The organism is Sinosporangium album, from assembly GCF_900100605.1.
Taxonomy (GTDB): domain Bacteria; phylum Actinomycetota; class Actinomycetes; order Streptosporangiales; family Streptosporangiaceae; genus Sinosporangium; species Sinosporangium album.
Genome location: NZ_FNCN01000052.1, coordinates 1 through 22764 on the forward strand (window position 1 = coordinate 1; position 22764 = coordinate 22764).

Annotated in this window: 24 protein-coding genes and 2 pseudogenes; 13 read left to right on the forward strand and 13 right to left on the reverse strand. The window is 68.4% G+C overall.

The genetic code is table 11. The annotated features are described in order from the left end of the window. On the reverse strand, window positions 1-462 hold a 462-nt coding region (locus BLQ73_RS29225; RefSeq protein ID WP_143020501.1), incomplete at its 3' end, for a serine hydrolase. Between the two features lie 20 nt (window positions 463-482). Here BLQ73_RS29225 and BLQ73_RS29230 point away from each other — a divergent pair. The 4 genes from BLQ73_RS29230 to BLQ73_RS29245 all read left to right on the forward strand — a co-directional run bounded on the left by BLQ73_RS29230 (window position 483) and on the right by BLQ73_RS29245 (window position 3449). Beyond that, window positions 483-977: an RNA-guided endonuclease InsQ/TnpB family protein gene (locus BLQ73_RS29230; RefSeq protein WP_245691538.1), complete on the forward strand. Its 495-nt coding sequence runs from the start codon at window positions 483-485 to the stop codon at window positions 975-977. A 112-nt stretch (window positions 978-1089) separates the two neighbouring features. After that, entirely contained in the window at window positions 1090-1854 is a 765-nt protein-coding gene (locus BLQ73_RS29235) for a helix-turn-helix domain-containing protein (protein ID WP_093175794.1), read from the forward strand. Window positions 1855-1862: 8 nt separating this feature from the next. Further along, complete coding sequence (locus tag BLQ73_RS29240) at window positions 1863-2495, forward strand: hypothetical protein (RefSeq protein WP_093175797.1); 633 nt, start codon at window positions 1863-1865, stop codon at window positions 2493-2495. Window positions 2496-2705: 210 nt separating this feature from the next. Next, on the forward strand, window positions 2706-3449 hold the full coding sequence (locus BLQ73_RS29245) for a sirohydrochlorin chelatase (RefSeq protein WP_245691539.1): 744 nt from the start codon (window positions 2706-2708) through the stop codon (window positions 3447-3449). 212 nt (window positions 3450-3661) lie between these two features. On the opposite strand, the gene BLQ73_RS29250 is transcribed toward BLQ73_RS29245, so the two are convergent. The 5 genes from BLQ73_RS29250 to BLQ73_RS29265 form a co-directional block, all read right to left on the reverse strand. Continuing rightward, the gene (locus BLQ73_RS29250) at window positions 3662-3994 is read right to left on the reverse strand and encodes a helix-turn-helix domain-containing protein (protein ID WP_093175802.1); all 333 of its coding nucleotides are present in this window, start codon (window positions 3992-3994) and stop codon (window positions 3662-3664) included. Further along, window positions 3991-4170, reverse strand: coding sequence for a type II toxin-antitoxin system RelE/ParE family toxin (locus BLQ73_RS34870; RefSeq protein ID WP_338056666.1), 180 nt, complete (start codon window positions 4168-4170; stop codon window positions 3991-3993). Before BLQ73_RS34870 ends, BLQ73_RS29250 begins: the two co-directional genes overlap by 4 nt. A gap of 16 nt (window positions 4171-4186) precedes the next feature. Further along, entirely contained in the window at window positions 4187-4369 is a 183-nt protein-coding gene (locus BLQ73_RS34875; RefSeq protein WP_338056667.1) for a hypothetical protein, read from the reverse strand. Between the two features lie 72 nt (window positions 4370-4441). After that, on the reverse strand, window positions 4442-5776 hold the full coding sequence (locus tag BLQ73_RS29260; protein WP_218126075.1) for an FAD-dependent oxidoreductase: 1335 nt from the start codon (window positions 5774-5776) through the stop codon (window positions 4442-4444). Between the two features lie 37 nt (window positions 5777-5813). After that, window positions 5814-6671 (reverse strand): tryptophan 2,3-dioxygenase, encoded by an 858-nt coding sequence (locus BLQ73_RS29265; RefSeq protein WP_093175807.1) that lies wholly within the window; start codon window positions 6669-6671, stop codon window positions 5814-5816. Between the two features lie 141 nt (window positions 6672-6812). Here BLQ73_RS29265 and BLQ73_RS29270 point away from each other — a divergent pair, with 141 nt between their 5' ends. Next, a complete protein-coding gene (locus tag BLQ73_RS29270) occupies window positions 6813-7271 on the forward strand; it encodes an Lrp/AsnC family transcriptional regulator (protein ID WP_093175810.1) in 459 nt (152 codons plus the stop codon). 39 nt (window positions 7272-7310) lie between these two features. Beyond that, on the forward strand, window positions 7311-8147 hold the full coding sequence (locus BLQ73_RS29275) for a helix-turn-helix domain-containing protein (RefSeq protein WP_218126076.1): 837 nt from the start codon (window positions 7311-7313) through the stop codon (window positions 8145-8147). On the opposite strand, the gene BLQ73_RS29280 is transcribed toward BLQ73_RS29275, so the two are convergent. Both BLQ73_RS29280 and BLQ73_RS29285 read right to left on the reverse strand, forming a co-directional pair. Further along, complete coding sequence (locus BLQ73_RS29280) at window positions 8093-9976, reverse strand: ABC transporter ATP-binding protein (protein WP_245691540.1); 1884 nt, start codon at window positions 9974-9976, stop codon at window positions 8093-8095. The genes BLQ73_RS29275 and BLQ73_RS29280 overlap by 55 nt on opposite strands. Then, window positions 9973-11568, reverse strand: a complete 1596-nt coding sequence (locus tag BLQ73_RS29285; RefSeq protein WP_245691541.1) for an ABC transporter transmembrane domain-containing protein — start codon at window positions 11566-11568, stop codon at window positions 9973-9975. The genes BLQ73_RS29280 and BLQ73_RS29285 overlap by 4 nt, the downstream gene beginning before the upstream one ends. Window positions 11569-12036: 468 nt before the next feature. Between BLQ73_RS29285 and BLQ73_RS29290 the strand changes: the two genes are divergently transcribed. The 4 genes from BLQ73_RS29290 (at window position 12037) to BLQ73_RS29305 (ending at window position 16851) form a co-directional block, all read left to right on the forward strand. Next, a complete protein-coding gene (locus BLQ73_RS29290; RefSeq protein WP_218126077.1) occupies window positions 12037-12918 on the forward strand; it encodes a siderophore-interacting protein in 882 nt (293 codons plus the stop codon). Next, window positions 12915-14087 carry an iron chelate uptake ABC transporter family permease subunit gene (locus BLQ73_RS29295; protein WP_218126078.1) on the forward strand — a complete coding sequence of 391 codons (1173 nt, stop codon included), beginning with the start codon at window positions 12915-12917 and terminating at the stop codon, window positions 14085-14087. Before BLQ73_RS29290 ends, BLQ73_RS29295 begins: the two co-directional genes overlap by 4 nt. Further along, the gene (locus BLQ73_RS29300; protein WP_093175820.1) at window positions 14084-15172 is read left to right on the forward strand and encodes a FecCD family ABC transporter permease; all 1089 of its coding nucleotides are present in this window, start codon (window positions 14084-14086) and stop codon (window positions 15170-15172) included. The genes BLQ73_RS29295 and BLQ73_RS29300 overlap by 4 nt, the downstream gene beginning before the upstream one ends. A 467-nt stretch (window positions 15173-15639) precedes the next feature. After that, the gene (locus tag BLQ73_RS29305; RefSeq protein WP_093175823.1) at window positions 15640-16851 is read left to right on the forward strand and encodes an alpha/beta hydrolase family protein; all 1212 of its coding nucleotides are present in this window, start codon (window positions 15640-15642) and stop codon (window positions 16849-16851) included. 470 nt (window positions 16852-17321) lie between these two features. Here BLQ73_RS29305 and BLQ73_RS29310 read toward each other — a convergent pair whose 3' ends face one another. From BLQ73_RS29310 to BLQ73_RS29325, 4 genes and pseudogenes are all read right to left on the reverse strand, one after another. After that, a complete protein-coding gene (locus BLQ73_RS29310) occupies window positions 17322-17633 on the reverse strand; it encodes a hypothetical protein (protein ID WP_093175826.1) in 312 nt (103 codons plus the stop codon). A 380-nt stretch (window positions 17634-18013) separates the two neighbouring features. Beyond that, entirely contained in the window at window positions 18014-18457 is a 444-nt protein-coding gene (locus tag BLQ73_RS29315) for a hypothetical protein (protein ID WP_093175828.1), read from the reverse strand. A 49-nt stretch (window positions 18458-18506) separates the two neighbouring features. After that, window positions 18507-18872, reverse strand: coding sequence for a helix-turn-helix domain-containing protein (locus BLQ73_RS29320; protein WP_093175831.1), 366 nt, complete (start codon window positions 18870-18872; stop codon window positions 18507-18509). 11 nt (window positions 18873-18883) lie between these two features. Next, window positions 18884-19515: pseudogene (locus tag BLQ73_RS29325) on the reverse strand (transposase); the annotation flags it as partial. 110 nt (window positions 19516-19625) lie between these two features. Between BLQ73_RS29325 and BLQ73_RS35175 the strand changes: the two are divergent. The 3 genes and pseudogenes from BLQ73_RS35175 to BLQ73_RS29340 all read left to right on the forward strand — a co-directional run. Further along, complete coding sequence (locus tag BLQ73_RS35175) at window positions 19626-20075, forward strand: DUF4259 domain-containing protein (protein ID WP_093175836.1); 450 nt, start codon at window positions 19626-19628, stop codon at window positions 20073-20075. 735 nt (window positions 20076-20810) lie between these two features. Then, window positions 20811-21224 carry a hypothetical protein gene (locus BLQ73_RS31855; protein ID WP_143020502.1) on the forward strand — a complete coding sequence of 138 codons (414 nt, stop codon included), beginning with the start codon at window positions 20811-20813 and terminating at the stop codon, window positions 21222-21224. A gap of 55 nt (window positions 21225-21279) precedes the next feature. Next, window positions 21280-21656 (forward strand): annotated as a pseudogene (locus tag BLQ73_RS29340) (helix-turn-helix domain-containing protein); the annotation flags it as partial. A 518-nt stretch (window positions 21657-22174) separates the two neighbouring features. Here the strand turns inward: BLQ73_RS29340 and BLQ73_RS29345 are convergent. Next, the coding region (locus BLQ73_RS29345; RefSeq protein ID WP_093175841.1) for a reverse transcriptase domain-containing protein at window positions 22175-22764 on the reverse strand (590 nt) is incomplete at its 5' end.

The window sequence follows — 22764 nt, forward strand, 5'->3', positions numbered from 1 at the left end:
GCCTTCCTCGACGCGGTTCATGACGTAGCCGAACGCGAGGCCGGTCGCCGGGTCGGCGAAGCCGAGCGATCCGCCGCGGCCGGGGAAGCCGAAGGCGGTCGGTGAGTACCAGAAGGCGTCCGGCGTCGGGAGACCGAAACCGGTGCCTATGCGGACGGGCACGCGCAGGATGCGGTCCATGCCGCGGGCCTGTTCCGCGGTCGCGGCGGCCAAGGTCTCGGCAGTGAGAATGCGGTGCCCGTCCACCTCGCCGATGAGCGCGGCGTAGAAGCGCGCCAGGGCGCGAGCCGTACAGATGCCGTTGGTCGCGGGCATCTCCGCAGCCTGCTCCTGCGGCCTGTTGTGGTCCAGCGGGGGCGTGACGACGGCGAGCGAGCGTCTGGTCAACGACGCCGGATCGGCATAGGCCGCCATGACCTCGCGCATGGGCTCAGGGAGGGCGTTCAGGTCGATTCTGGCCATGGCCGGCCCGGGTGGCCGCTTTGCACGCCAGGGTGCGGCGGCAGCGCCTGGACGGCGCGCACAAGGCCGCGAACGCGCTGGTCCGCGGCTACGACGTGATCGTCCACGAGGACCTGAAGATCGCGAACATGACCCGCTCCGCCGCCGGCACGGTCGAGCGGCCGGGCCGGAACGTCGCCGCCAAGTCCGGCCTCAACCGGAGCATCCTGGACGCGGGTTGGGGGGTGTTCCTGCGGGTCCTCGCGCACAAGGCTGAAAGCGCCGGTCGGGAGCTGATCGCAGTGGACCCCCGCTACACCTCCCGCACCTGCTCGCGCTGCGGGCACCGCGCACGGGAGAACCGCACCACCCAGGCCGGGTTCCTGTGCACGGCGTGCGGGCATACCGCGCACGCCGACGTGAACGCGGCGGTCAACAGCACCTCCTGGCACGCGGCCCAGTGGCATATCCCCATCCGGGGTTTGAGTAGTTCGCTGAGATTTGTGGAGTCTTCTACGATTTGCGATCGTAGGTGAACGATCAGTTCACAGAGAACAGAGACGCCCGCTCACCTGCACGGGACTCAGTTCCACGAAGTCGCCACAGACGACTTGACGTTGACGCAACGTCAAGGTTTTTCATGGGCGTATGAGGATCGGAGAGCTGGCCGCGCTGATCGGAGTGTCAACGCGGACCATACGGCACTACCACCAGCAGGGGGTCATGCCGGAGCCGGAGCGCACGTCGGGCGGATACCGGGAGTATCAGCTCAGGGACGCCGTACTGCTGGCGCGGGTTCGGCGATTGACGGAGCTGGGGCTCAGCCTGGCGGAGGTGCGCGACGTGCTGGCGGATTCGTCCGGCACGGAGCTGCGCGAGATGCTGAAGGAGCTGGACCACGACCTGGCGTGCCAGCAGGAGGCCATCGAGGTGCGCCGGGCGCGGCTGGCGGTGCTCATCTCGAAGGAGACCCCGCATCCCGACGACGCCGTGTCGCCGGAGCTGGCGGAGCTCCTCGGCGGCGTCCCGCTGCCGGACTCGGCGATGTTCCGGGCGGACCGCAAAATGCTCGCGCTGATGGACACCACCGCCGACCCGGCGTTGAAGCGGCAGACCCTCAAGATGATGAGCCCGCTGCGCGAGCCCGAGGCGATGGCACGCGGCATCGACCTTTACCGGCGCATCGATGAACTGGCCGACGCCGACGTGGACGACCCCCGGATCGAGGAGCTCGCGGTGGAGCTGATCGGTCACATCCCGCAGGAGATGGCGGAGTCGCTGCGCGGCAACCTGTCGGCCCCCGGCACCCATCCCTCCGTGGGCGACTTCGTCGCCGAGATGGGCCTCTCCCCGGCCCAGTCCGCGGTGATACGCCGTGCCATGCACTTGCTCGCCGACGGGCGCGGCCGATGATCCGGGCGGTGCTGAAGGCACAGGTGCACGCCCTGGCCGACCTGCCGAGGTGGGCGGCACGGCGCGCTGACGTGGCCACCGGAGACACCGCGGCGGGCTACGCGGCCCAGCAGCGCATGGTCATGTTCATCTTCGCCGGCGTGCTCGCGGTGGAGACGGTGGCGCTCGAAGTGCTGTTGCAAGCGTTCGACGTGCCGCTCTGGATCCGGCTCATCGTCCTCGTGCTGGACGTCGCGGGAGTCGTCGGAGTGCTGGCGACGATCGCGGCCTGCGAGGTGCGCCCGCACGTGGTGGGCGCGGACGGGCTGCTCGTGCGCTACGGCACGCTGTTCGAGCTGCGCGTGCCGTACACCCTGGTCGCCGGGGCGCGGATCGACCACCGCTTCAACGAGGAGGGCACCGTACGGCTCGCGCCCGGCGCCCTCCACGTCGCCGTCTCCTCGCAGACCAACGTCGTCGTCACCCTGACCGATGAGATCGAGGTGCCGGGCCGCGGCCGGGCGAAAGCCGTACGGCTGTTCGCCGACGACCCCGCCGCCACCGTCGCGGCCGTCCAGCGCGCGCTCCGGAAGCAGCCCCGGAAGCAGCCCCGGGAGCAGCTCCGGGAGCACGAGAATCAGACCGGCGCAGACCCGCTATAGGCGGATATGGCCTGTTCGTGTGGGGGTGGATGGCACTTCCGGAGGAGTGGGGCATAGCTACTGTGGCTGTTGTGACCCAATTGCCGCCGATACCGGACACAAACCATCTTGAATGGCCCTAAACTCCGCGCTGTGAGTGACGGATCTTTCCCTTCGACCCTGCCCGTACGCGAGCGCGCCCCTCGGCCGTCCGGCCGTCACCGTCGGCCGGTGCCCGCTCAGCTCCCGCCAGAGGCGCCCGCCCTGGTCCTCGTCACGGCCGGTGAGCCCACCGACGTCGCCGACGATCTGGCCTCGCTGATCAGGACCGACAACCCGCAGATCGAGGTGCGTCTGATCGGCCTGGACGGCGACCCGGGCGTCCTGACCGCCGAGATCGAGGAGCTCGGCACCGTGAGGCCCGAGGGCGCCATGGCGGCCATCGTCGTGACCGTCGCCGTCGGGCCGGAGCCGCGGCTCGACCGGCTCATCGCCGAGGCGGTCAAGGGCTGTACGGCGGCGGCCGTCGTGGCCGAGCCGCTCGGCCCCCACCCGCTCCTCGCCGAGGCGCTGCACCTGAGGCTGGCCGAAGCGGGGCTGGCCAGGGCCGACCGGGTGCGCCTGCTCAGCGTGTCGAGCCCGGTCGACGCGGTGATCGTCGTCGCTGCGGGCGGGCCGGAGGCGATGCGGGCGGTCGAGACGACCTCCGTGCTGCTGGCCTCGCGCCTCACCCTGCCGGTCATGGCCGCCTGCCTCGACAGAGACGACAGCGTGGCCGAGGCCGCCGAGCGGCTGCGGGCCATCGGCGCCGAGCGGATCGCCCTGTCCCCCTGTGTGATCGGCCCCGACGCCGACCAGCTGATCGCCGAGGCCGCCGAGGCCATCGGCGCCCGCCACGCCCGGCCGATCGGCGCGCACACCCTCCTGGCCGACCTGGCCGCCCGCGCCTACGGCAGCATCCTGGCCGAGGAGTAACGGGCCTTGACACCCGCGCGGCCCCTCCTCTCCGGAGGAAGGGCCGCCGCCACATGTGCGGCCGCCGTCGGCGTCGAACACTGCGGCCGTCGTACGGCGGAGCCGCGAGGGGTCCTTCCCCGCCCGCAAGCGCAGGTTCATCCCGTGTGTGACGAGCGCGAGGAACGCGCCGGGGCCGCCCCGAGGCCAATGAGCTGATCGTCGCCGACCCTTCAGGCGACCTTGACGGTGTGGTCCCCGAAATCGGCCACAACGTCCAGCGTTCCGCCCAGGGCGACGACGTAGGAACGCAGGACGTCCAGTCCGCCGATCTGACCGTGCTCGATTTGGGAGACGCGAGCCTGGGAAATGCTCATGCGTTCGGCGAGGAGCTTCTGGGAGATACCGAGACGCTTGCGCATCTCGGCGAGCTGGGCACCGCGCAGCTCCGCCCGCCGCTGTTCACGATCGGTCTCCCGAACGGCTACGCGCTCAGGCGAGTCCCACTCGGGATCGATTTCGCGGATCTTGGCCTTGGTGTCGGACCACTTCACGAATTCACTCATCGCTGTTCCTCCCTCTCCATCTCAGCCCGGTACGCGGCATAGCGCTCTTCCGCCAGCGGGATCGCCGTGTGGCACCACCGGTTCCACACTCCCGCCTTGCCACCGGCGACCAACACGATCGCCTCCCGTGTGGGGTCGAAAACGAACAGTAGGCGGGCCTCCGCCGTGCCCGGCACCCGGGGTCGTAGCTCCTTAAAGGTTGTGCAGGACACGGGAGTGGTGGATCCGGTCGACCAACGGCCGACCGAGTTTCGGCCCCTGTAGGGCGAGCTCGTCCAGCGCTTCCTCAACCTTTTCCGCAGTGGCCGGATCGTTCTTGCAGACGTCGAGGAACCAGGCGTTCACTTCCGCGTACAGTGTGATCTCCCATGCCATGCTGCCAATATAACAAATCCTTATATCCGGCGTGGTGGCGCGCGGCTCGGATTCGTGGCGGGGTCACATTTCTCAGGGCTTGGCGCGGGGGCCTTTGAGGAGGGCGCGGGTGGCGAGGAGGCCGGCGGTGAGGAGGGCGAGGGCGGCGGCCACCTGGGTGCGCTGGCGCGTGAGGCGGGGGCGGATGTCGGCGTAGGGCACGGTGCTGAAGGACACCAGCTCGTAGCGGGACACGTAGCGTCCCGGCAGTGCGCGCTCCAGGGCGTGCTCGACCTTCTTCTGTGCCAGGAACGCGCGGGAGGCCACCCTGTCGCGCATCTCGATGAAGTTGTCCAGGGCGAGTTCGGCGATGGTGTCGGCGTGGCGCTTGCGCCGGTCCTGGTAGAGGCGCAGGGCGGCGGCGAAGTCGTCGCCGGTCTCGGCCAGGCACCGGTCGAGTTCGACGCAGTCCTCGAAGCCGGCGTTGGCGCCTTGGCCGTAGAAGGGCACGATGGCGTGGGCGGCGTCGCCGATGAGGCCGACCACGGTCTGCTCGCCTTGGATCTGCCACGGTGAGCACCGCATGGTCACGAGGTGCCCGACGGGGTTGTGGGCATAGTCGTCGAGCAGGTCGGGCATCAGAGCTTGGGCGTCGGGGTAGTGGCGCGCGAAGTGCTCCTCCACCTTGGCCGGGGTGTCGAGGTCGGCGAAGCTGCCGGGTCCGGATTTCGGCCAGAACAGGGTGCAGGTGAACGAGCCGCCGGGGTCGGGGAGGGCGATCATCATCGATGATCCGCGCGGCCAGATGTGCAGCGCGCCGGGGTCCATGGCGTAGCCGCCGTCTTTGGCGGGGATCGTCAGTTCCTTGTATCCGTAGTCCAGGTAGTCCTGGCTGAAGTCGAAGCCGGGCCGCCACTGCAGGTGGGCGCGCACCGCGCTGAACGCGCCGTCGGCTCCCAGCACGACCTGCGCCTTCTCCACCTCCACCGGGCCGCCCGGCGTGTCGAAGGAGAGTGTGCCGGTGGCCTCGGACAGGCCGGTGAGCCGGTGGTCGAACACCACCTCGACGCCGGGCATGGCCTCGGCGGCGTCCAGCAGGATGCGGTTGAGGTCGCCCCGGCTGATGGAGTTGATCGCCCGCGTGCCGTCCGCGCTGTAGGGCTGGAAGGTCAGGGCGCCGTCGACCGCGTGCATCATGCGTCCCGGCATGGGGAGCGCTCCCGCCAGCACCTGCCGGTCGAGGCCGACGCGGCGCAGCGCGTCGATTCCCCGCTCGGAGATCGCCAGGTTGATGGACCGGCCGCGTTCGGCGCCCGCTTTCCTCGGGTTGGACCGGCGCTCGTAGAGCGTCACCTCGTGCCCGCGGCGGGCGAGGAAGCAGGTGAGCAGGCAGCCGACCAGCCCCGCCCCCACGACTGTCACTTTCACGGGGATTCCTCTTTCTTATGTGGTTGTTCGGGGGGTGTCACATGAAGGTGCGGGCGGTCCACAACTCGGGGAAGATGTCGCGGCGCATGCTCTGCTCCAGCCACTTGAGCCCGTTCGAGCCGCCTGATCCGGGTTTGGCGCCCATCGACCGGCGCACGGCCACCACGTGGCGGTACTTCCAGTCGGAGAACTGCACCGCGACGTCCATCATCGCCTCGGCCAGTTCGCGTAAGGCCGTGTCGGCGGAGCCGTACACCTCCACCCAGACCGCCTCCACCGCGTCGCGCGGCCGGTACTCCTCGGTCAGGTCCCGCTCCAGCACCTCGGCCGGCACGGCGAAGCCGCGCCTGGACAGGTGGGCGAGCACCGCGTCGTACAGGCTGGGCGCGGCCAGCGCCTCCTGGAGCCCGGCGTAGATCTTCGGGGCCCTGCGGTACGGCCGGAGCTGGACCGCGGATTTGAGCCCGAGTAGGAACTCCACGTGGCGGTACATCGCCGATTGGAATCCCGACGCCTCCCCCAGCGCGTCGCGGAACCCGTTGAACTGGGCGGGGGTCATCCAGCTCAGCGACGCCCACGAGGCGTTGAGCGCCTCGAAGTGCCGCACGCTGCGCCGCAGCGCCGCGGTCGCGCCGGGGAGGTCGTCGTCGTCGAGCAGCCGCCGTACGAGCAGCCACTCGCTGCGCAGCAGGCCGAAGTAGAGCTCCATCACCTGTGTGGTGACCAGGAACGCGAGTTCCTCGGGTTCGCCGGTCATGGTCCGCTGCAGGTCGTGCAGTACGGCCGTGCCGACGTAGTCGTCGTACGGCGTCGCCTGGTCGAAGTCCACCGTGGGCCGGCCGCCGTTGACCTCCGTCGTGGCCGCCCGCTCCTCGGCACTCGTCGGGGTGATCATGATGGCCTCCTTCTTCGCACCCCTTTATGGTCGTTTCGCCGTGGCCCGAGCGTAATGATGGATCGACGGCACATCGCCCGCCCGAGTTCTCGATCGAAAGGCGATCAGGAGATCGGGCTTTACGAATGACGGAGAGTGACCATGGACGCTATGGACTGGGCGCTGCTGGCCGAGCTCCAGGCCGATGCCCGGTTGTCGTTCAGCGAGCTTTCGCGCCGCGTCCACCTGTCGGCCCCCGCCGTCGCCGAGCGGGTGCGGCGGCTGGAGGAGACGGGCGTCATCACCGGCTACCACGCCAGGGTGGATCCGGCGCTGGCCGGGCGGCCCGTGTCGGCGGTGATCCGCATGAACTGCTACGGGCCCCGCTGCATCCTGCGCGACGGCGCGGTGACGGCCTGGCCGGAGATCCTGGAGGTCGACCGCGTCACCGGTGACACGTGCTGCATCCTGCGCGTGGCGACCGCGTCGATGGCGGCCTTCGAGGAGCTCATCGACCGGCTTGCGCCGCATGGCCAGCCGTCCAGCACGATGGTGCTCTCGACCCCGGTGCCGTGGCGTCCGCTGTCTCCCGCACCTGGCGCGGAGGCAAAGGGGAGGTGAGGTGAGGCATACCTAAGCTTGGTTTCTATACTGCTCATCGTGCATCAAGGCGTGACAGTTCTCCCCTCGGACCGGGCGGTCTTCCCGCCCTATGCGATGTCGACCGGATGGTTCGGCCGGACCAGCCTGCCGCCGGAGGGCCGCTGGGAACCGCACGATCACTATGAGCACTCGCTCCTGTGGGGCGTGTCGGGCGGTGTGACCGTGCTGGCGGACCACGTGAGGTGGCAGATCCCGCCCACGGTCGGGCTGTGGATGCCGAGCAGGACCGTCCACGAGGTCTTCGCCACGGTCGGCAGCTCGTTCTACATGACGTACTTCCGCCCGGAGGCGTTCGTCCCGGCCGCCCTCGACCCGGAGGCGTGGCGTTCGACGGGACCGGTCGCCGTCAGCAGGGTGCTGCGGGAGATCCTCCTGCACATGAGGGCGTACGACATGCCGGTTCCCGCCCGGACCAGGGCCGAGCACGTGGTGTTCGACATGATGCAGCCGCTTGAGGTGGCCGCGCTGGACGTGCCGATGCCCAGCGACCCTCGGGCGGAGGCCGTGGCGCGGGCGCTGATCGCCAACCCGGCCGACCCGCGCAGCCTGGCGGAGTGGGCGGCCGTGGCGGGCGGCAGCGTGCGCACGCTCACCCGCATGTTCTCCTCGGGCACCGGCATGAGCTTCGCGCAGTGGCGCATCCAGGTGAGGGTGCGGGCCGCGTTGACGTATCTCGCGGCGGGCATGCCGGTGTCGGTGGTGAGCCGGAAGGTGGGGTACAGCACGCCGAGCGCGTTCGTGTCGGTGTTCCGCCGCGTCACCGGCCGCACCCCCGGCCACTACTTCACGTTTCCTCCGGATATGGCCGACCCGCGCTGGTCCGTCGGGGCCTGAGCCGGTCGCGTGTCCGACCAGGCCGCCCACAGCCGCGCGTAGACGCCGGTGCCGACGGCGAGGTCGTCGTGGGTGCCCTGCTCGACGATCCGCCCCTCGCTCATGACGATCACGCGGTCGGCCCGCGCCGCCTGCTGGAGGCGGTGGGCCACGACGATCGCCGTACGGCCCCGCATCACGGCCTCGGCCGACGCCTCCAAGGCCAGCGCCCCGCTGCTGCCCGCCTCCGCGGTGGCCTCGTCCAGCACGACGATCTGCGCGGGCACCAGCATGAGCCGGGCGAGGGCGAGCTGCTGCGCCTGCGTCGCGGTGAGCGACCACGCCCCCTCGCCGACGCGGGTGCGCAGGCCGTCCGGCAGCGCCTCCACCCAGCTCCGCGCGCCGACGGCCTCAAGGGCCGCCAGCAGCTCGCCGTCGCCGGCGTCCGGGCCGGCGGCCAGGCGCAGGTCGTCGGCGACGGTGCCGGCGAAGACATGCACCTCCTGGGTGACCATGGCGATGGCGCGGCTCGTGCCGTACATCCCGAGCTCGGCGCGCGGCACCCCGCCGAGCAGCACCGAGCCGTGGCGCGGCTCGTGGACGCCGGCGAGCACCCTGACGAGGCTGGACTTGCCGGCGCCCGTCGTGCCGACGACCGCGACCCGCTCGCCCGGCTCGATCGCCAGGGATACACCGGACAGGACGTCACGGCCGTCGCGGTAGCCGAACACGAGGCCGTCCGCCGCTACGGACGCGTCGCGCGGAGCGGGAGGGTCGGCGGGTTCGGGGCGGCGCTCGACGAGGGTCACGCCGACGAGCCGGGCGAGGCCCGCACCCGCCTCCTGCAGGTCGTCGAACAGGCCGAGAAGCTGCCCGATGGGGGAGAACAGCCGGTGGAAGAACAGCGCCGCCGCCGTCGCCGCCCCCACGGTCACCGACTTGTCGGACACGAGGAAGAAGCCGGCGACGAGTACGGCCGACAGCCCCACCAGCTCGGCGAGGTTCAACCTGCCGTAGAAGCGGGTGATCAAGACAACGGTCCGCAGGCTGAGCGACACGACGGCGTTCGACTTGTCCTCGGCGGCGCGCAGGTGCGCCGGACCGAGCCGCAGCGCGGTGACCGTGTCGGCGGCCCCGACCGAGTCGAGCACGCGCCCTGCCATCTGCCCCTCGGCGGCCCGCTCGGCCGCGTAGATGGGCTTGGACCTGCGCAGATACCAGACCAGTGCGCGTGCCTGGATGGGCACGGCGAGCAGCGCGGCCACGGCGAAACGCCAATCGAGCACGCCGAGGCCCACGATCGTCAACCCGACCGTCAGCAGCGCGGACACGAACTTCGGCAGCACCTCGGAGGTGGCACTGGTCACCACGCGCACATCGCTGGTGACGCGCGAGACCAGGTCGCCCCGGCCGGCGCGCTCCACCTGGGCGAGCGGGAGGTTCAGGGCGTGCTCCATGACCTCCTCGCGCAGCCCCGCGGCGGCCTGCTCGCCCGCGCGGATGACGTAGTAGTGGCTCACAGCGTTCAGCACCGCCGACAGCGCCGCGACTCCCGCGAGCGCGACGCCGGTGAGCGTGATGAGGCGGGTCACGTCCTCCCCTTCGATCACCACGTCCACCAGGTGGCCGAGCAGCATCGGCGTGGCCAGCCCGGTCAGCGTCGCGGCCGTCAGCAGCGCGGCGGCGAGAGCCACCAGGCCCCGGTGCGGGCGCAGGAGCGCCATGGCGGCCCGCCTGGTCTGCGCGGTCGTCGCGACCGGCATCAGCGCTTCCAGCGACTCGTCGGGCCGCCGGGCGCCGGTGTCCGGATCGGCCTTCAGGTCGGTGTTCAGATCGGTGTCCAGACTCACGCGAGGACCGCCTCTCGGTAGGCCGGGACCTCGGACAGGAGGGCGGCGTGGGTGCCTTCGTGGCTGACGCCGTACTCACCGATCACGACCACGCGGTCGCAGGCGGCGAGGAGCGAGGGGCTGCCGGTGATGAGCAGCGTGGTGGCGCCGGAGCGCAGGCCGCGGACGTCGTCGGCGATCCTGGCCTCCGTCACCGGGTCGACCGAGGTGGTCGGGTCGTGCAGCACGAGGACCCGGGCGCGCGTGGCGAGCGCGCGGGCCAGCGCGACGCGCTGCCGCTGGCCTCCCGACAGCGACAGGCCGCGCTCTGCCACCATCGCGCGCAGGCCGCCCGGCAGCCCGTCGGCCACCTCGTCCGCGCACGCCGCCCGCAGGGCCGCCAGGGCGGTATCGCCGGCCTCGCCCTCCTCCGCGCCGGGGACGACGTTGTCCAGGAGAGTGCCGGCGAACAGCACCGGGTCGTGGGGCGGCGCGACGACCGCGCGACGCACCGCGTCGGGGTCGAGGTCCGACAGCGCCACCCCGTCGAGCAGCACCGCGCCCGCCTCGGGGTCGGTACGGCGGGCGCAGAGGTCGCTCAGCGCCCGCGCCTGGACGGCGTCCAGGGTGACGACGCCCAGCAGTTCCCCGGGTCGCGCCGTCAGCGAGACGCCTCGCAGCGGCCCGGCGTCCACGCCGTCCAAACGCAGCTCTCCCCCGCCGGAGGGCACCTCGGAGGCGCCCGTCCCGACGGCGCCCTCCGCGTTCAGCAGGTCGGCCACCCGCCGCGCCGAGGCGCGCGAGGCGGCGAGGCCCGCGCCGAAGTAGGCCACGTCGATGAGGGGGCCGCGCAGGTATTGCGCCAGGCCCACCACCGCCACCAGTTCTCCCGGTGTGACCGCGCCGTCGGCCACCATGAACGCGCCGAGCACCGCGACCAGCACCACGAACGCGCCCGTCACGCTGTCGGCGGCGACCGTGTACCACGCCTGGGTGCGCTCGGCGCGCAGCGTCGCCGCCAGCGACTCGCGGCTCGCCTCGCGGTAGCGCCGCGCCGCGACGCCCTGCGCGCCGATCCCGCCCAGCACCCGCAGCCCGCTCAGCATGTCGCCGGCGATGGCTCCCGCCCGCGCGGCCAACGCCTGGTTGTGGACGGTGCGCCGTTCGAGCGGCTTGGCCACCACCTGCATGAGCAGCAGCACCGGCGGGGTGCCGAGCAGGACCAGCAGTCCGAGCGGCAGCGAGATCATCAGCAGCGACACCGCCGCGGCGATGACCCCGGCCGCGGCGGCGAGCTTGGTGCTGAGCGTGCGCGTGAAGCCCGCCACGCCGAGCGCGTCCGAGGTCGCCACCGAGAAGAGCTCGCCCGGCATCGGCGCCGTGCGCATCCCGCGCGGCGACAGCGCCCGGTTCAGCACCGACATCCGTACGGCGTGGGCCCCGCGCTGCTCCACCACCGCCGACGCCCGGGCGGCGAAGCGCCACGACAGGAGCAGGCCGGTGAACAGCAGGGCGAGGACCACGAGCCAGCGGACCAGCGCTCCGGTGTCGCCGGTGGCGACCGCCTGGTCGATCACGACCCCGATCATGACGGGGACCAGGGCCTCAGCCACCTGGTGGCTTGTCAGCCCCGCCGAGGCGCCGAACAGCCGGCGGCCTCGGCCGCTGGCAGTGAGCGCATGTTTAAGGACTTGTCCGGGAGTGTGGGGTTTCGGGGGTGACGCCGAGGTCGCTGAGGTGGGCACGATCACAGACGGTACCGAGCCGAGTCCGGTGCGCTCGTCGCGAACCTGCTAGGTGGTATCGCAAACACGCCAAATGCCGCCCTTATGGCTGGTTTGCGATACGTCATGACCGGTTGGCGATAGGGGGCTGTTGCCGTACGGCACTGCACCGAGTAAAGGTTGGCAAGGCTTACCTAAGTCTGGATTTCTCGGATTCGGCTGCCCGCGACGTTTCCACCCGGGCCCACCGAGGCCCCGCCCAGGCCCCACCGAGGCCCCGTTCAGGCCCCGTTCAGGCCCACCCGGACTCCCCACCCGACCACGGAAACACGACCACGGAACCACGAAAGGACGAAAGTGGCAGACAGACCGCGCATGGCCACCGTACAGTCCAGCACCTATGTCACGCCCGGAATGATCAGGATCGTCTTCGGCGGCCCTGAGCTGAGCACCTTCGAGACCAGCGGCGTCGGAGACGAGTATCTCCGGCTCTACTTCCCCACCAGCACCGGCGAGATCGTCATGCCGACGTTCAAGGCCGACGGGAGCTGGGAGCGGGTCGAGCACGAGGTCTCCGTCGACCAGTGCTACACCGTGCGCCATTTCGACCCCGCCACCGGCGAGGTCACCATCGACATCGTCGTCCACGAGGGCGGGGTCGCCAGCACCTGGGCCCTCAATGCGAAACCGGGCGACGCCGTCGGCATGGGCCTCCCCCGCGGCCTGTACGACCCGCCGGCCGACGCCGCGTGGCAGATCCTCGCCGCCGACGCCACCGGCCTGCCCGCCATCGGACGCCTCCTGGAGCAGATGGCCCCCGGCACCCCCGTCCACGTGATCACCGAGATCGCCCACCCGAGCCACGAACAGCAGATCGCCACCGCCGCCGACGCCCGCTTCACCTGGCTGCACGGCATGGGCAACGGCGTGGCCGCCAGCGCCCTCGAAGAGGCCCTGCGGTCGGTCCCCTGGCCCGACGGCCGAGGCTACGTGTGGGTCGCCGGGGAGACCAAGGCCCTGCGCGGCGTACGGCGCTACCTGCGGCACGAACGCGGCATGGCGGCCGACACCTACAAGGTCATCGGCTACTGGACCGACCGCGCCGAGGAGTGGGAGCGGGGCTGGGAGAACCTCGACGCCACCATCAAGCAGCAGATCGACGCCGCCTGGTCGTCCGGCCGCGACCCCGAGCTCGTGCAGGATGAAGTGGACGCGACACTCGACCGAGTGGGCCTGTGAACTCGACCCGGCGCGCCGACGCGGACCGCCCGGCGACGACGAACGGTACGGCCCCGCCCCGCGTGGCGGGGCCGCCCGCGAGAACGACGGACGGCCCACCCGCCGCGCCCGACGCACCGCCGGACGGCCCACCGCCGGTCGGCGCGCCGCCGACCGGCGCCGGGATCGCGCGGGGAGTCGCGCTCCGCGTCGCGTTCCTCGTGCTGGCCTCCGCCGTACTCGCCGTCATCGTGGCGTTCAGCATCGCCGTCGGGTCCAAGAACATCCCCCTCGCCACCGTGTGGGAGTCCTTCGTCGCGTTCAACGACTCCAACGACCACGTCATCATCCGCGACCTGCGCATCCCGCGCACCCTGCTCGGCCTGCTCACCGGCACCGCCCTCGGCGTCGCCGGGGCGCTCATCCAGGCGCTCACCAGGAACCCGCTGGCCGACCCCGGCATCCTCGGCGTCAACGCCGGCGCTGCGTTCGCCGCCGTCGCCGGCATCGCGCTGTTCGGGCTCACCAGCCTGACGTCCTACATCTGGTTCGCCTTCGCCGGAGCCGTCTGCGCGGCCGTCACCGTCTACCTCATCGGCTCGCGCGGGCGCGGCGGCGCGACCCCCGTGCGGCTCACCATGGCGGGCGTCGCCCTCGGCGCCGTGCTCGGCGGCGTCAGCTCCGGCATCACGCTCATCGACCGCGACACCTTCGACCGTATGCGCTTCTGGACGGCCGGCTCCCTCACCGGCAGGGACATGGCCGTCGTCGGCGAAGTCACCCCGTTCATCCTCACCGGCCTGGTCATCGCCCTCGTCCTCACCCGGTCGCTCAACACCATCGCCCTCGGCGACGACACGGCCCGCGCGCTCGGCGCGAACCTCGGCCGCACCCGCCTCCTCGGCGTCGTCGCCGTCACCCTCCTGTGCGGTGCCGCCACGGCCGCCGTCGGCCCCATCGGCTTCATCGGCCTCATGGTGCCCCACATCGCCCGCTGGATCGTCGGGCCCGACCAGCGGTGGATCGTCGCCTCCGCCCTCCTGCTCTCCCCCGTGCTGCTGCTCACGGCCGACATCATCGGGCGCATCGCCGTACGGCCCGGCGAACTGCAGGCGGGCATCGTCACCGCGTTCATCGGCGTGCCGGTGCTCATCGCCCTGGTCAGAAGGACAAAGGTCAGCGGACTGTGAAGACCCAGACACCACCGTCTTCCGAGGGGTACGGCACCGCCCTCCCCTTCGGCCGCCCGGTCCGCGTCGCCCGCAGAGGCCCGTTCTCCCTCCGCCTCGACCTGCGCGTCACCGCCCTCTGCCTCGGGCTGCTCGCCGTCGTCACCACCGTGTCCGTCTTCGCCCTCACCACCGGCGAGTTCGGCATCACCCCCACCGAGGTCCTCCAGGCCCTCAGCGGAGAAGGCAGTCGAAAAGCCCAGCTCGTCGTCGTCGAATGGCGGCTCCCCCGGGTCGCCCTCGCCGTCCTCGGCGGCCTCGCCCTCGGCGCCAGCGGCGCGATCTTCCAGTCGCTCACCCGCAACCCGCTCGGCAGCCCCGACGTCATCGGCTTCAACACCGGCGCCTACACCGGTGCCGTCACCGTCATCATGATCCTCGGCGGCACCTACTACCAGGTCGCCGCCGGCGCCCTCGTCGGCGGCATCGCCACCGCCGCCGTCGTCTACATCCTCGCCTACAAGCGCGGCGTCCAAGGCTTCCGCCTCATCATCGTCGGCATCGGCATCAGCACCCTGCTGTCCTCCGTCAACACCTGGATGTTGATCAAAGCCGACCTCGACACCGCCCTCGCCGCCGCCACCTGGGGCGCCGGCTCCCTCGGCGGCGTCGGCCACGAACACCTCATCCCCGTCGCCGCGGTCCTCGCCGCCATCCTCCCCATCGCCGCCGTCCTCGGCCGGCCGATGCGCATCCTCGAAATGGGCGACGACACCGCGCGCGGCATGGGCCTGCGCGTCGAACCCCTCCGCCTCACCCTCATCGTCACCGGCGTCGCCCTCACCGCCGTCATCACCGCCGCCACCGGGCCCATCGCCTTCATCGCCCTCGCCGCCCCCCAACTCGCCCGCCGCCTCGCCCGCACGCCCGGCACCGCCGTACTCCCCTCCGCCCTCATGGGCGCCGCCCTCCTCGCCACCAGCGACCTCGTCGCCCAGCGCGCCTTCGCCCCCAGCCAGCTCCCCGTCGGCGTCGTCACCGTCACCATCGGCGGCGCCTACCTCGTCTGGCTCCTCCTCGGCGAAGCCCGCCGCCACCGCACCTGACCCCGCCCCTCGGCCTTGACCCCCGCGGCCGTCCCCATAGCTCCACAAGACGTCGGCGGCCCGTGTTCGCAAGCTTTGTTCTTGCTCGCACGGGCCGTCTTGCTGTGTCTACCAGGGGGCACATATGCGCCCTGCCGGTCGGCCGACCGAATTGGTTCCGGAGGGAGATTCTGTTCATCGAGAACATTGTCAGTGACAGCAAAATTCCAATGCCTGGATCGCTCCATCAGGTCATAGAGCGACAAATCGAACAGGCGGAGCATGCCTGCTAGCTAAGACCACAAGGCGGATATATGGGCACAAGCACTCCGCAGGGCAAACGGTTCAACCGCAATCAAGTGCGCCGGCCTGCAGGTCAGGACAAGTAACGCCGCTCCCCCGAATGCCCAGGTGTCCCAGGTGCTACGACATCCGTCGGCGTTTGCCGTTCGGTCGTCGCGACATCCCACAGCCTATGATCCAGAACTGTGACGTCTGTAATCGTGGTGATAGGCCCCGGGGTCGTCGCCGACGCCCAACTGCTCGGCGAAATCGCCGAACGCGAGTTCGCCGCGCTCGGCGTGTCCGGCTGGGTCGTCCCGGTGGCCGACGCCGACGAAGCGCTCAAAGCCATCCCCGCCGGGGCCGCCGTCGTCATCCCCGGCCCCGACCCGGGTTTGCGCCGCCTCATGACCGAGCCCCGCCCCGGAGCCCCCGTCACCGGAGCCGTTCCCGGCGTCGTCTGGCTCGACCTCACCCACACCGGCCCCGTCGACGTGCCCCACGGCGACGCACACCTGTACGGCAGAGGCATCGACGGCCTCACCTGGGCCATCCGCCACGCCGTCCACCGTCTGCGCCACCCCGCCCGGCGCGTGCCGTACGGCCCCCACCCCGACCAGTGGGGCGACCTTCGCCTCCCCGCCGGAGCCACGCCCGGCGCCCCCGTGCCCGTCGTCGCCGTCATCCACGGCGGCTACTGGCGCTCCATCTGGGCCGCCGACCTCATGGACGCCCTCAGCGCCGACCTCGCCACACGCGGCTTCGCCTCCTGGAACATCGAATACCGCCGCCCCGACCTCCACGGCTGGGACGCCACCACCGCCGACATCCACGCCGCCCTCGACGCCCTGACCGCCCTCGACGCCTCCCCCCACCGTTCCGAACGCGACGTCCACACCGACCCTGACCCCTCCGACCGCGACACCCGCGCCGCCGCCTCCGATCGCGACGCCGCCCACCCCACCGCCCTCGGCGCCTCGCTCGACCTCACCCGCCTCGCCGTCGCCGGCCACTCCGCCGGCGGCCAACTCGCCCTCCGCGCCGCCGCCGACCGCCACGACATCGCCCTCGCCATCTCCCTCGCCGGCGTCCTCGACCTCGTCGAAGCCGACCGCCGCCACGTCAGCTCCGGCGCCGTCGCCGCCGCCCTCGGCGGCACCTCCGACGCCCTCCCCGACGTCTACGCCGCCTCCAGCCCCCTCGCCCGCCTCCCCCTCGGCGTCCCCACCCTCATCGTCCAAGGCACCCACGACGACCCCGACCTCCTCGACGCCGCCCGCCGCTACACCCTCGCCGCCCACACCGCCGGCGAACCCCCCACCTACCTCGAAGCCCCCGGCGACCACTTCTCCGTCATCAACCCCACCAGCCCCATCTGGCAAGCCACCGCGGCAGCCGTCGCCCAACACCTGGGATAAGGGATAACCCCACGTCCTCGCACAAGGCAGTTCAACGACCGAAGACGCGGTATTGGGTACTACTACACCGTTGTGCGGGACCCGCGGCTTCCTCAGACAAGGTCGTCAGCTGCTTCTTGAAGAGGCCCGTGCCACCAAGAGTCTGTGCCGAGTGTCTTCCGCTGCTCGGCGCACTCGACGTCGATGAACTCGAACCTGTCGCTCACCCGATGGCCCCTGGCAACCTACGCGGCGGGGCTTTAACCGACCAGCGCTCACCTCACCGACGGCGAGAGAACGCGTTCAACGAACCTCCCACGGCATCGGGAGCTCCTGCTCGAATGCGGCACGTTGCTCGGCCACACGACCATGGCGGTACGGCCACGGCCCACCTCGTCCATTTTTCTGCATCGCCGACCTGGGCAACTCCGGGACTCCGCAGGTCCGCACATCGCACCGCATGGCTGACGTCAGCTCCCAGAAGGACCCGATTAACTGAGCGTGTTCAGGTAGACGATCCTGGCCAAGTCGAAAACAACGACGACTGCGGAGGTGACGACGTTCAGCTTCGAGTTCCTCTTCAGAAGGAGCATTACTCCGCCCATCACTATGGATGTCGAAGTGAACAAGTTAAGGGCAGCGACGGTATCCGGGTCAACCAACCGGCCACCGACACCATGTCCATAGGTGTAGGGAGACAGCGCATAGCTGAAACCGGCAAGAAAGAGAGCTGAAATCAGCGACACCCCATAGGCCATGGCCTCGATCGCTTTCGCCTGGAGATCGACTCCCGGCCTACCCACTCCCGACCACCTCCGAAACGGCTTCCATTCTCCGCCATCGAACCACCACCCCCTTCCGCCCCACCACCATAACCGCTATAACCAAAATTGAACTAAGCGAGAACCGGCACTGCCAGGCAGAATCGAACGCCCCTGCGAACGATATGCGTCTCCCACATGGAGATCGCCTCAAAACCCCAACCTCGACATCGACCACAGGCACCGAAAACTCTCCCGCCACTATTCTTCCCGACTGTCACCTCAGGCGACCTTTCCAGCTTCATCGAAAAGTGCCCGCATCGACTATACAGCTGGCCACACCGGACCCTTTTCAGATCCATGGCGATCGCCTGATATCAAGGGGCCATCGGGTCGAATTCAGGCGCCCCGACGAACTCCACTCACAAACTCGACAACCGCTCTTGCCCATCAGCATAAGAAATACCCGGCGCCAGCTCGGACATTTTATCAAAGAAACTCAGTCCTGCGTATTTAACAGCCTTCAGTAGATCCGTGGTTAAAGCGCTTACCTGCTTCCTCCCTTCGCCCGCCTTCAGGACCACCAAGGTACGCACCCCGGAGACCTGCATAGACAGGTTGATGGGCTGATCAGGAAAGCATGTTTCCGCATACCCATAAGAACGCAAGCGCGCCACCATCTCGGCAATGTAACACCAGAGCTGATCTACGTAGTCCCAGTGCTCAAGGCCGATGATCTCTACCCCATCAACGCATATCCGTATCGCACCCTCGATGTAATCGAGGTCTGCCGGAGCAGTACAGCAGGCCCCCACAGCCAGGAACGTCCCGTCAGGGCGCCTCAGGAAGGTCTCTATTTCCACCATCTCTTACACCCAACATATTTACCGTTCAGAAGGAACACACGCTCTTCGCCTATTCCTTCACGCCAAGCACCACCCGCCCCATTGACTTTGCCGCAGATTTCATGCCCACACTGCTCCCCTCCAGGGATTTATCGGCTCGCACGAAGACGCTTCCGCCGAGTACCTCCGCATACCGGGCTATCGCCTCGACCGTGGAAATCTCCCCCCGTTCGATCTGGGAGACCCTGCTCTTGGGCACGCGCATCCTGTCGGCCACATCTGCCTGTGACAGTCCCATGGCATCGCGTCGTTCGGCAAGCCTGTGACCGTCCATGAACGCCTGGCTGAGCTTTCGAGCCTCGGCTACAGCCTCTTCTCCATCCGAAGCGGCCACCAGATCGGCACGGATCTCTCCCCACCTGGGAAAACTTGTCAAGTGAGCCCATTTCATCCTCGCGTGACCTGGTAATTCTGAAGAACCACGATCGCCTTCCACAGATGCCCCGCCTTGCCGGGGCTTGGGCGGAGCTTACGGAGGATGCGCCGGCTCTTGAGCTGCGCGTTCGCGCGTTCCCCCGGACCGCGGAGGCGGGCGTGCGCACGGTTGGCCCGTTTCTGCGAGTCGGGCTTGCCCCTGCTCTTGTACGGCGTGGCGGTCGGCCCCTCCGCCCCCTGGTAGGCCTTGTCCGCGAGCGTGAGGATCCCGGCCCTGCCCGGTTCGCGTGGAATGCCCCATGCGCGGGCGGCCGTAAGGTCGTGTACCCCGCCGGGCAGCGCCCCCTCCGGTGACGCTATGACCTGGACGTTCACCCCATGGGACCGGTGCTTGACGGAGAAGTACGGCCGTCGGCCCTGACCCGGTCGGTGCGGATGGGCGTCCCGTCGAGCACCGGGTACCGCACCCCGTCCCGCCCGGCCTTGCGCAGCACCCGCCCGGGTTTCGGCGAACGCCCCGACAGCAGCGCCACCGTCTCCCCGGCATAGCGCCACGCGGTCGCCGCCGATACCCCGAAGCCTGCCGCGAGTTCAGCGTAGGTCTGGCCTTTACGCAGGTGGACCAGGTAGGGCAGGGTCGGCTCTACTGAGCAATCGGTGATGGAAGGAGTGAAGGAGAGGGGCAGGACTCTCCTGAATCAGAAAGATCCGGAAATCCGTGTTCCATTCGCTAAATATCTACCGTAAGTCTCGAATGGAGTTTGTGGTGGGAACCTGGGGGTCAGGCCCTTTCGATAGCTATACCGCTCAGGACTTCCTCGACGATCTAGAAGAGCAGTCTGCACCGCAGAGACTAGCAGTCGTCGAGAAAATGTTCCGTTCCGCCATTGCGGCGGGAGACAGCGCAAACTCCCCCGTACTTCCCGAGGAAGTAATAGCTGCTGCTGCAATCGTTGCGGCCAACGCCCCGGCTGGTAGCTCCCTGGCATGGAATGAAGATTATCCAAGCGTCACGGGATGGCTCGACAAGCCAATTCCTTCCACACTAGCCGCCTCTGCCATTCGAGCCCTCGAAGTGGTGTTGCCTGCGGACGGCTGGTTTTGGAGGAGTTGGGTCGATGCCGGAGCGAGAGAGGAGGCTCAGACCGCGATCGATGGTTTAAGATCCGTACTACTTCCCATCAGTGAGGGCATATCTCGGTAGTCCTCTCGTCAGGATCGACGCAAGCGTTGACTGTCTCCAAGGAGCCCTGCCGGATATTGATTCGGTGGGGCTCCTCACTGTGCGCCCAGCATAGGCGAGCCTGGGAGTGAACCTTATTTCATCGGCGCGCGGCCCGGTGATTCTGAAGAACGCCGACGGCCTTGCACATGTGTCCGGCCCGGCCAGAGCTGCAGCGGAGCCTCCGGGAGGGTACGGCCGGCTCTTGAGCTGTGCGTTCACCCACTCACCCGGACCGCGAAGACGCGTATGCGACCAGTCGGTCCGCCTCTACGACTCCGGCTCGTCCCTCCTCTTTGTAAGGAGCGGCCGATCGGGCTCTAGCCATCTGGTAGGCCTTGTCCGCGAGCGCGGGGATCCCCCGTTCTCTCCAGCTCGCGCGGAATGAAGCGGGGTTTTCACCGGCAAGGAGAAAGTTGTTCGTCAGAGAATCATCGATACGATCAACCGCAGCACCCCGAAGCCGAACACACCAGACCCCGCCACGAGCGAGCGACGGGGTGGCGAGATCTATGATTTGGACTTGGGACGACAATCGGCAAATCCGGGCCGGCAAATAACAATGAAGATCTAACAAAAATTCGTGTAGTCGCGCGAGACGGAAAAGCAGTGACCGCCTTCCCGTTCTGAACCAGAAATTGATCACAGGGGAACATAGTGATTAAGATTTCCTTCACCCTCCCGGAGTCGGGATCTCCATGGCGGAAAACTTGGGACATGGCTAATCGAGACAATCCAGCCGACATCAATGAAACAGATCTCTGCTACAAGTACTGCGCGGTCAATATTGAGATACTGATCGAGGATATCGAAATCATCTCCGCAAGAAGTTTTGTAACGCTTATAGACCTGGCCCTATCTTTCTCTCATTCCATGAAATGCATCACGATAGGAGAGCAAGGGGGGTTCGGATTCACTGAACGTGAAGAATACATCAGCCTGCGCTGCGCAGGCGATCTCGCTGTCGCAACCTCATCCAAACGACACTGGCACGCCACCGTCGAGCGGGAAGAACTTCTAGAAGCTTTGCGAAAATTCCTGCAAGATGCTTACTCCTGTTTGACTTCAGAGATTCCGGAACTGGAGAATAATCCAGTAATACGGCGCCTCGACCAGGAAACGAGCACTTAATCTTACGAGGATGACGTAGAGGTCCCGCAGATCAAGCGGGGCCTCTACCTTCGAGTTGCTGTTCTATCGTGCTGCGCTGCCCTTGTCACGCCGAACCCTGACCTACCTGGCGGGAGTGATCCGCCGTCATCGAGCCTCGATCGGCTCCACCTGGCTCAACCCCGGCCGGCAGGCCATGCTCGTCCTGGTCCACCTGCGCAAGGGTGAGACATTCGCCGAGGTGGCAGCAGGATTCGGCATTGGCTCAGCCACCTCCTGGCGCTACGTCCACGAAGCCGCGGCCCTGCTCAGACAGCGTTCGCCCAGCCTGGACCGGGCGCTGCGCACCGCCAAGCGCACCGGATACGCCTTCGTCGTCCTGGACGGCACACTCATCCCGATCGACGTGCGGCCGCCGACCGGCCGTACTACTCGGGCAAACACCGGCACCACAGCAAGAGTGGGAGTATGACGGATGCCAGTTCCGGTTGAGCCCCACCCGTTGAATTCTGAAGAGCGAGCTGTTTTAGGGCACCTGCTGGACTCCGACTTTCCCGGAGCGGCGGAACTTCGCTGTCAAATTAACAATGCTGAGATTGTGGCGCATTGGGGAGTCGGATCCGTGAGTATAGACATACAAGTTTCCGGGGACTATCCCGCAGCATCTCTACCGTCAGGAATAGCTCCAGTAGAAGCCACGGTGGTTGATGAGGCTGGCGAAATCATCGGTGAGATCATTATTTGGACTCAAGCAGGTGCCTTGTCTGGACTTGAATACGCGTGGTACGGGGAAGAACCTCCAACTTCTCTTCCTCGGGTTGACAGAATAGTTTTCACCAATTAAGTCCGACTTCAAATCTGCGTGTGAGAAGCCTCGCAGAAGCGTGCCGCCGCGAGGCTTCTCACACGCATTCCGTGGAGTGGACAGCGCCAGGGAGCCCGCTCATCCGCTCGCCCCCCCTCAAATGAATTCAGCAAATTGGCACCTGCGGGCTGCCGGTGACCTCACGTCGCACCTGCCCCTCCTCTATCACCCCGGCGCGCAGAACCTGTCGCAGGAGCTTCAGCAGGGACTGGTCGCAGATGCGTTCCTCGATCGCTCGCACCAACTTCTGATGCGGAATCGCCGAGAAGTAATCGGCGATATCCGTCTCGACCACCCACCGGCGGCCCCGCCCGTGCTCGTCCATGAGCACTTGCAGGGCGTCGTGCGCCGACCGCCTCGGGCGGAACCCGAAAGAGCAGGCCAGCATGTCCGCCTCAAAGACCGGTTCGAACACGATCTTCACCGCAGCTTGCACAATCCGATCACGAACCGACGGGATTGACAACGGCCGCCAATCGCCCCTGAGTCCCGGTTTGGGGATCAACACCCGACGAGCAGGCAATGGACGATAACGGCCATCCCGGAGTTCGACGGCCAATTCATCGAGCAGCCGGAGAATCCCGTACTCCTCGATTTCAGCCAGGGTGGTCCTGTCGATGCCCGGTGCACCGTTGTTAGCACGCACCGAAACCCACGCGCGCCATAGGACGTCTCTGCGATAGACCTTGTCCATCA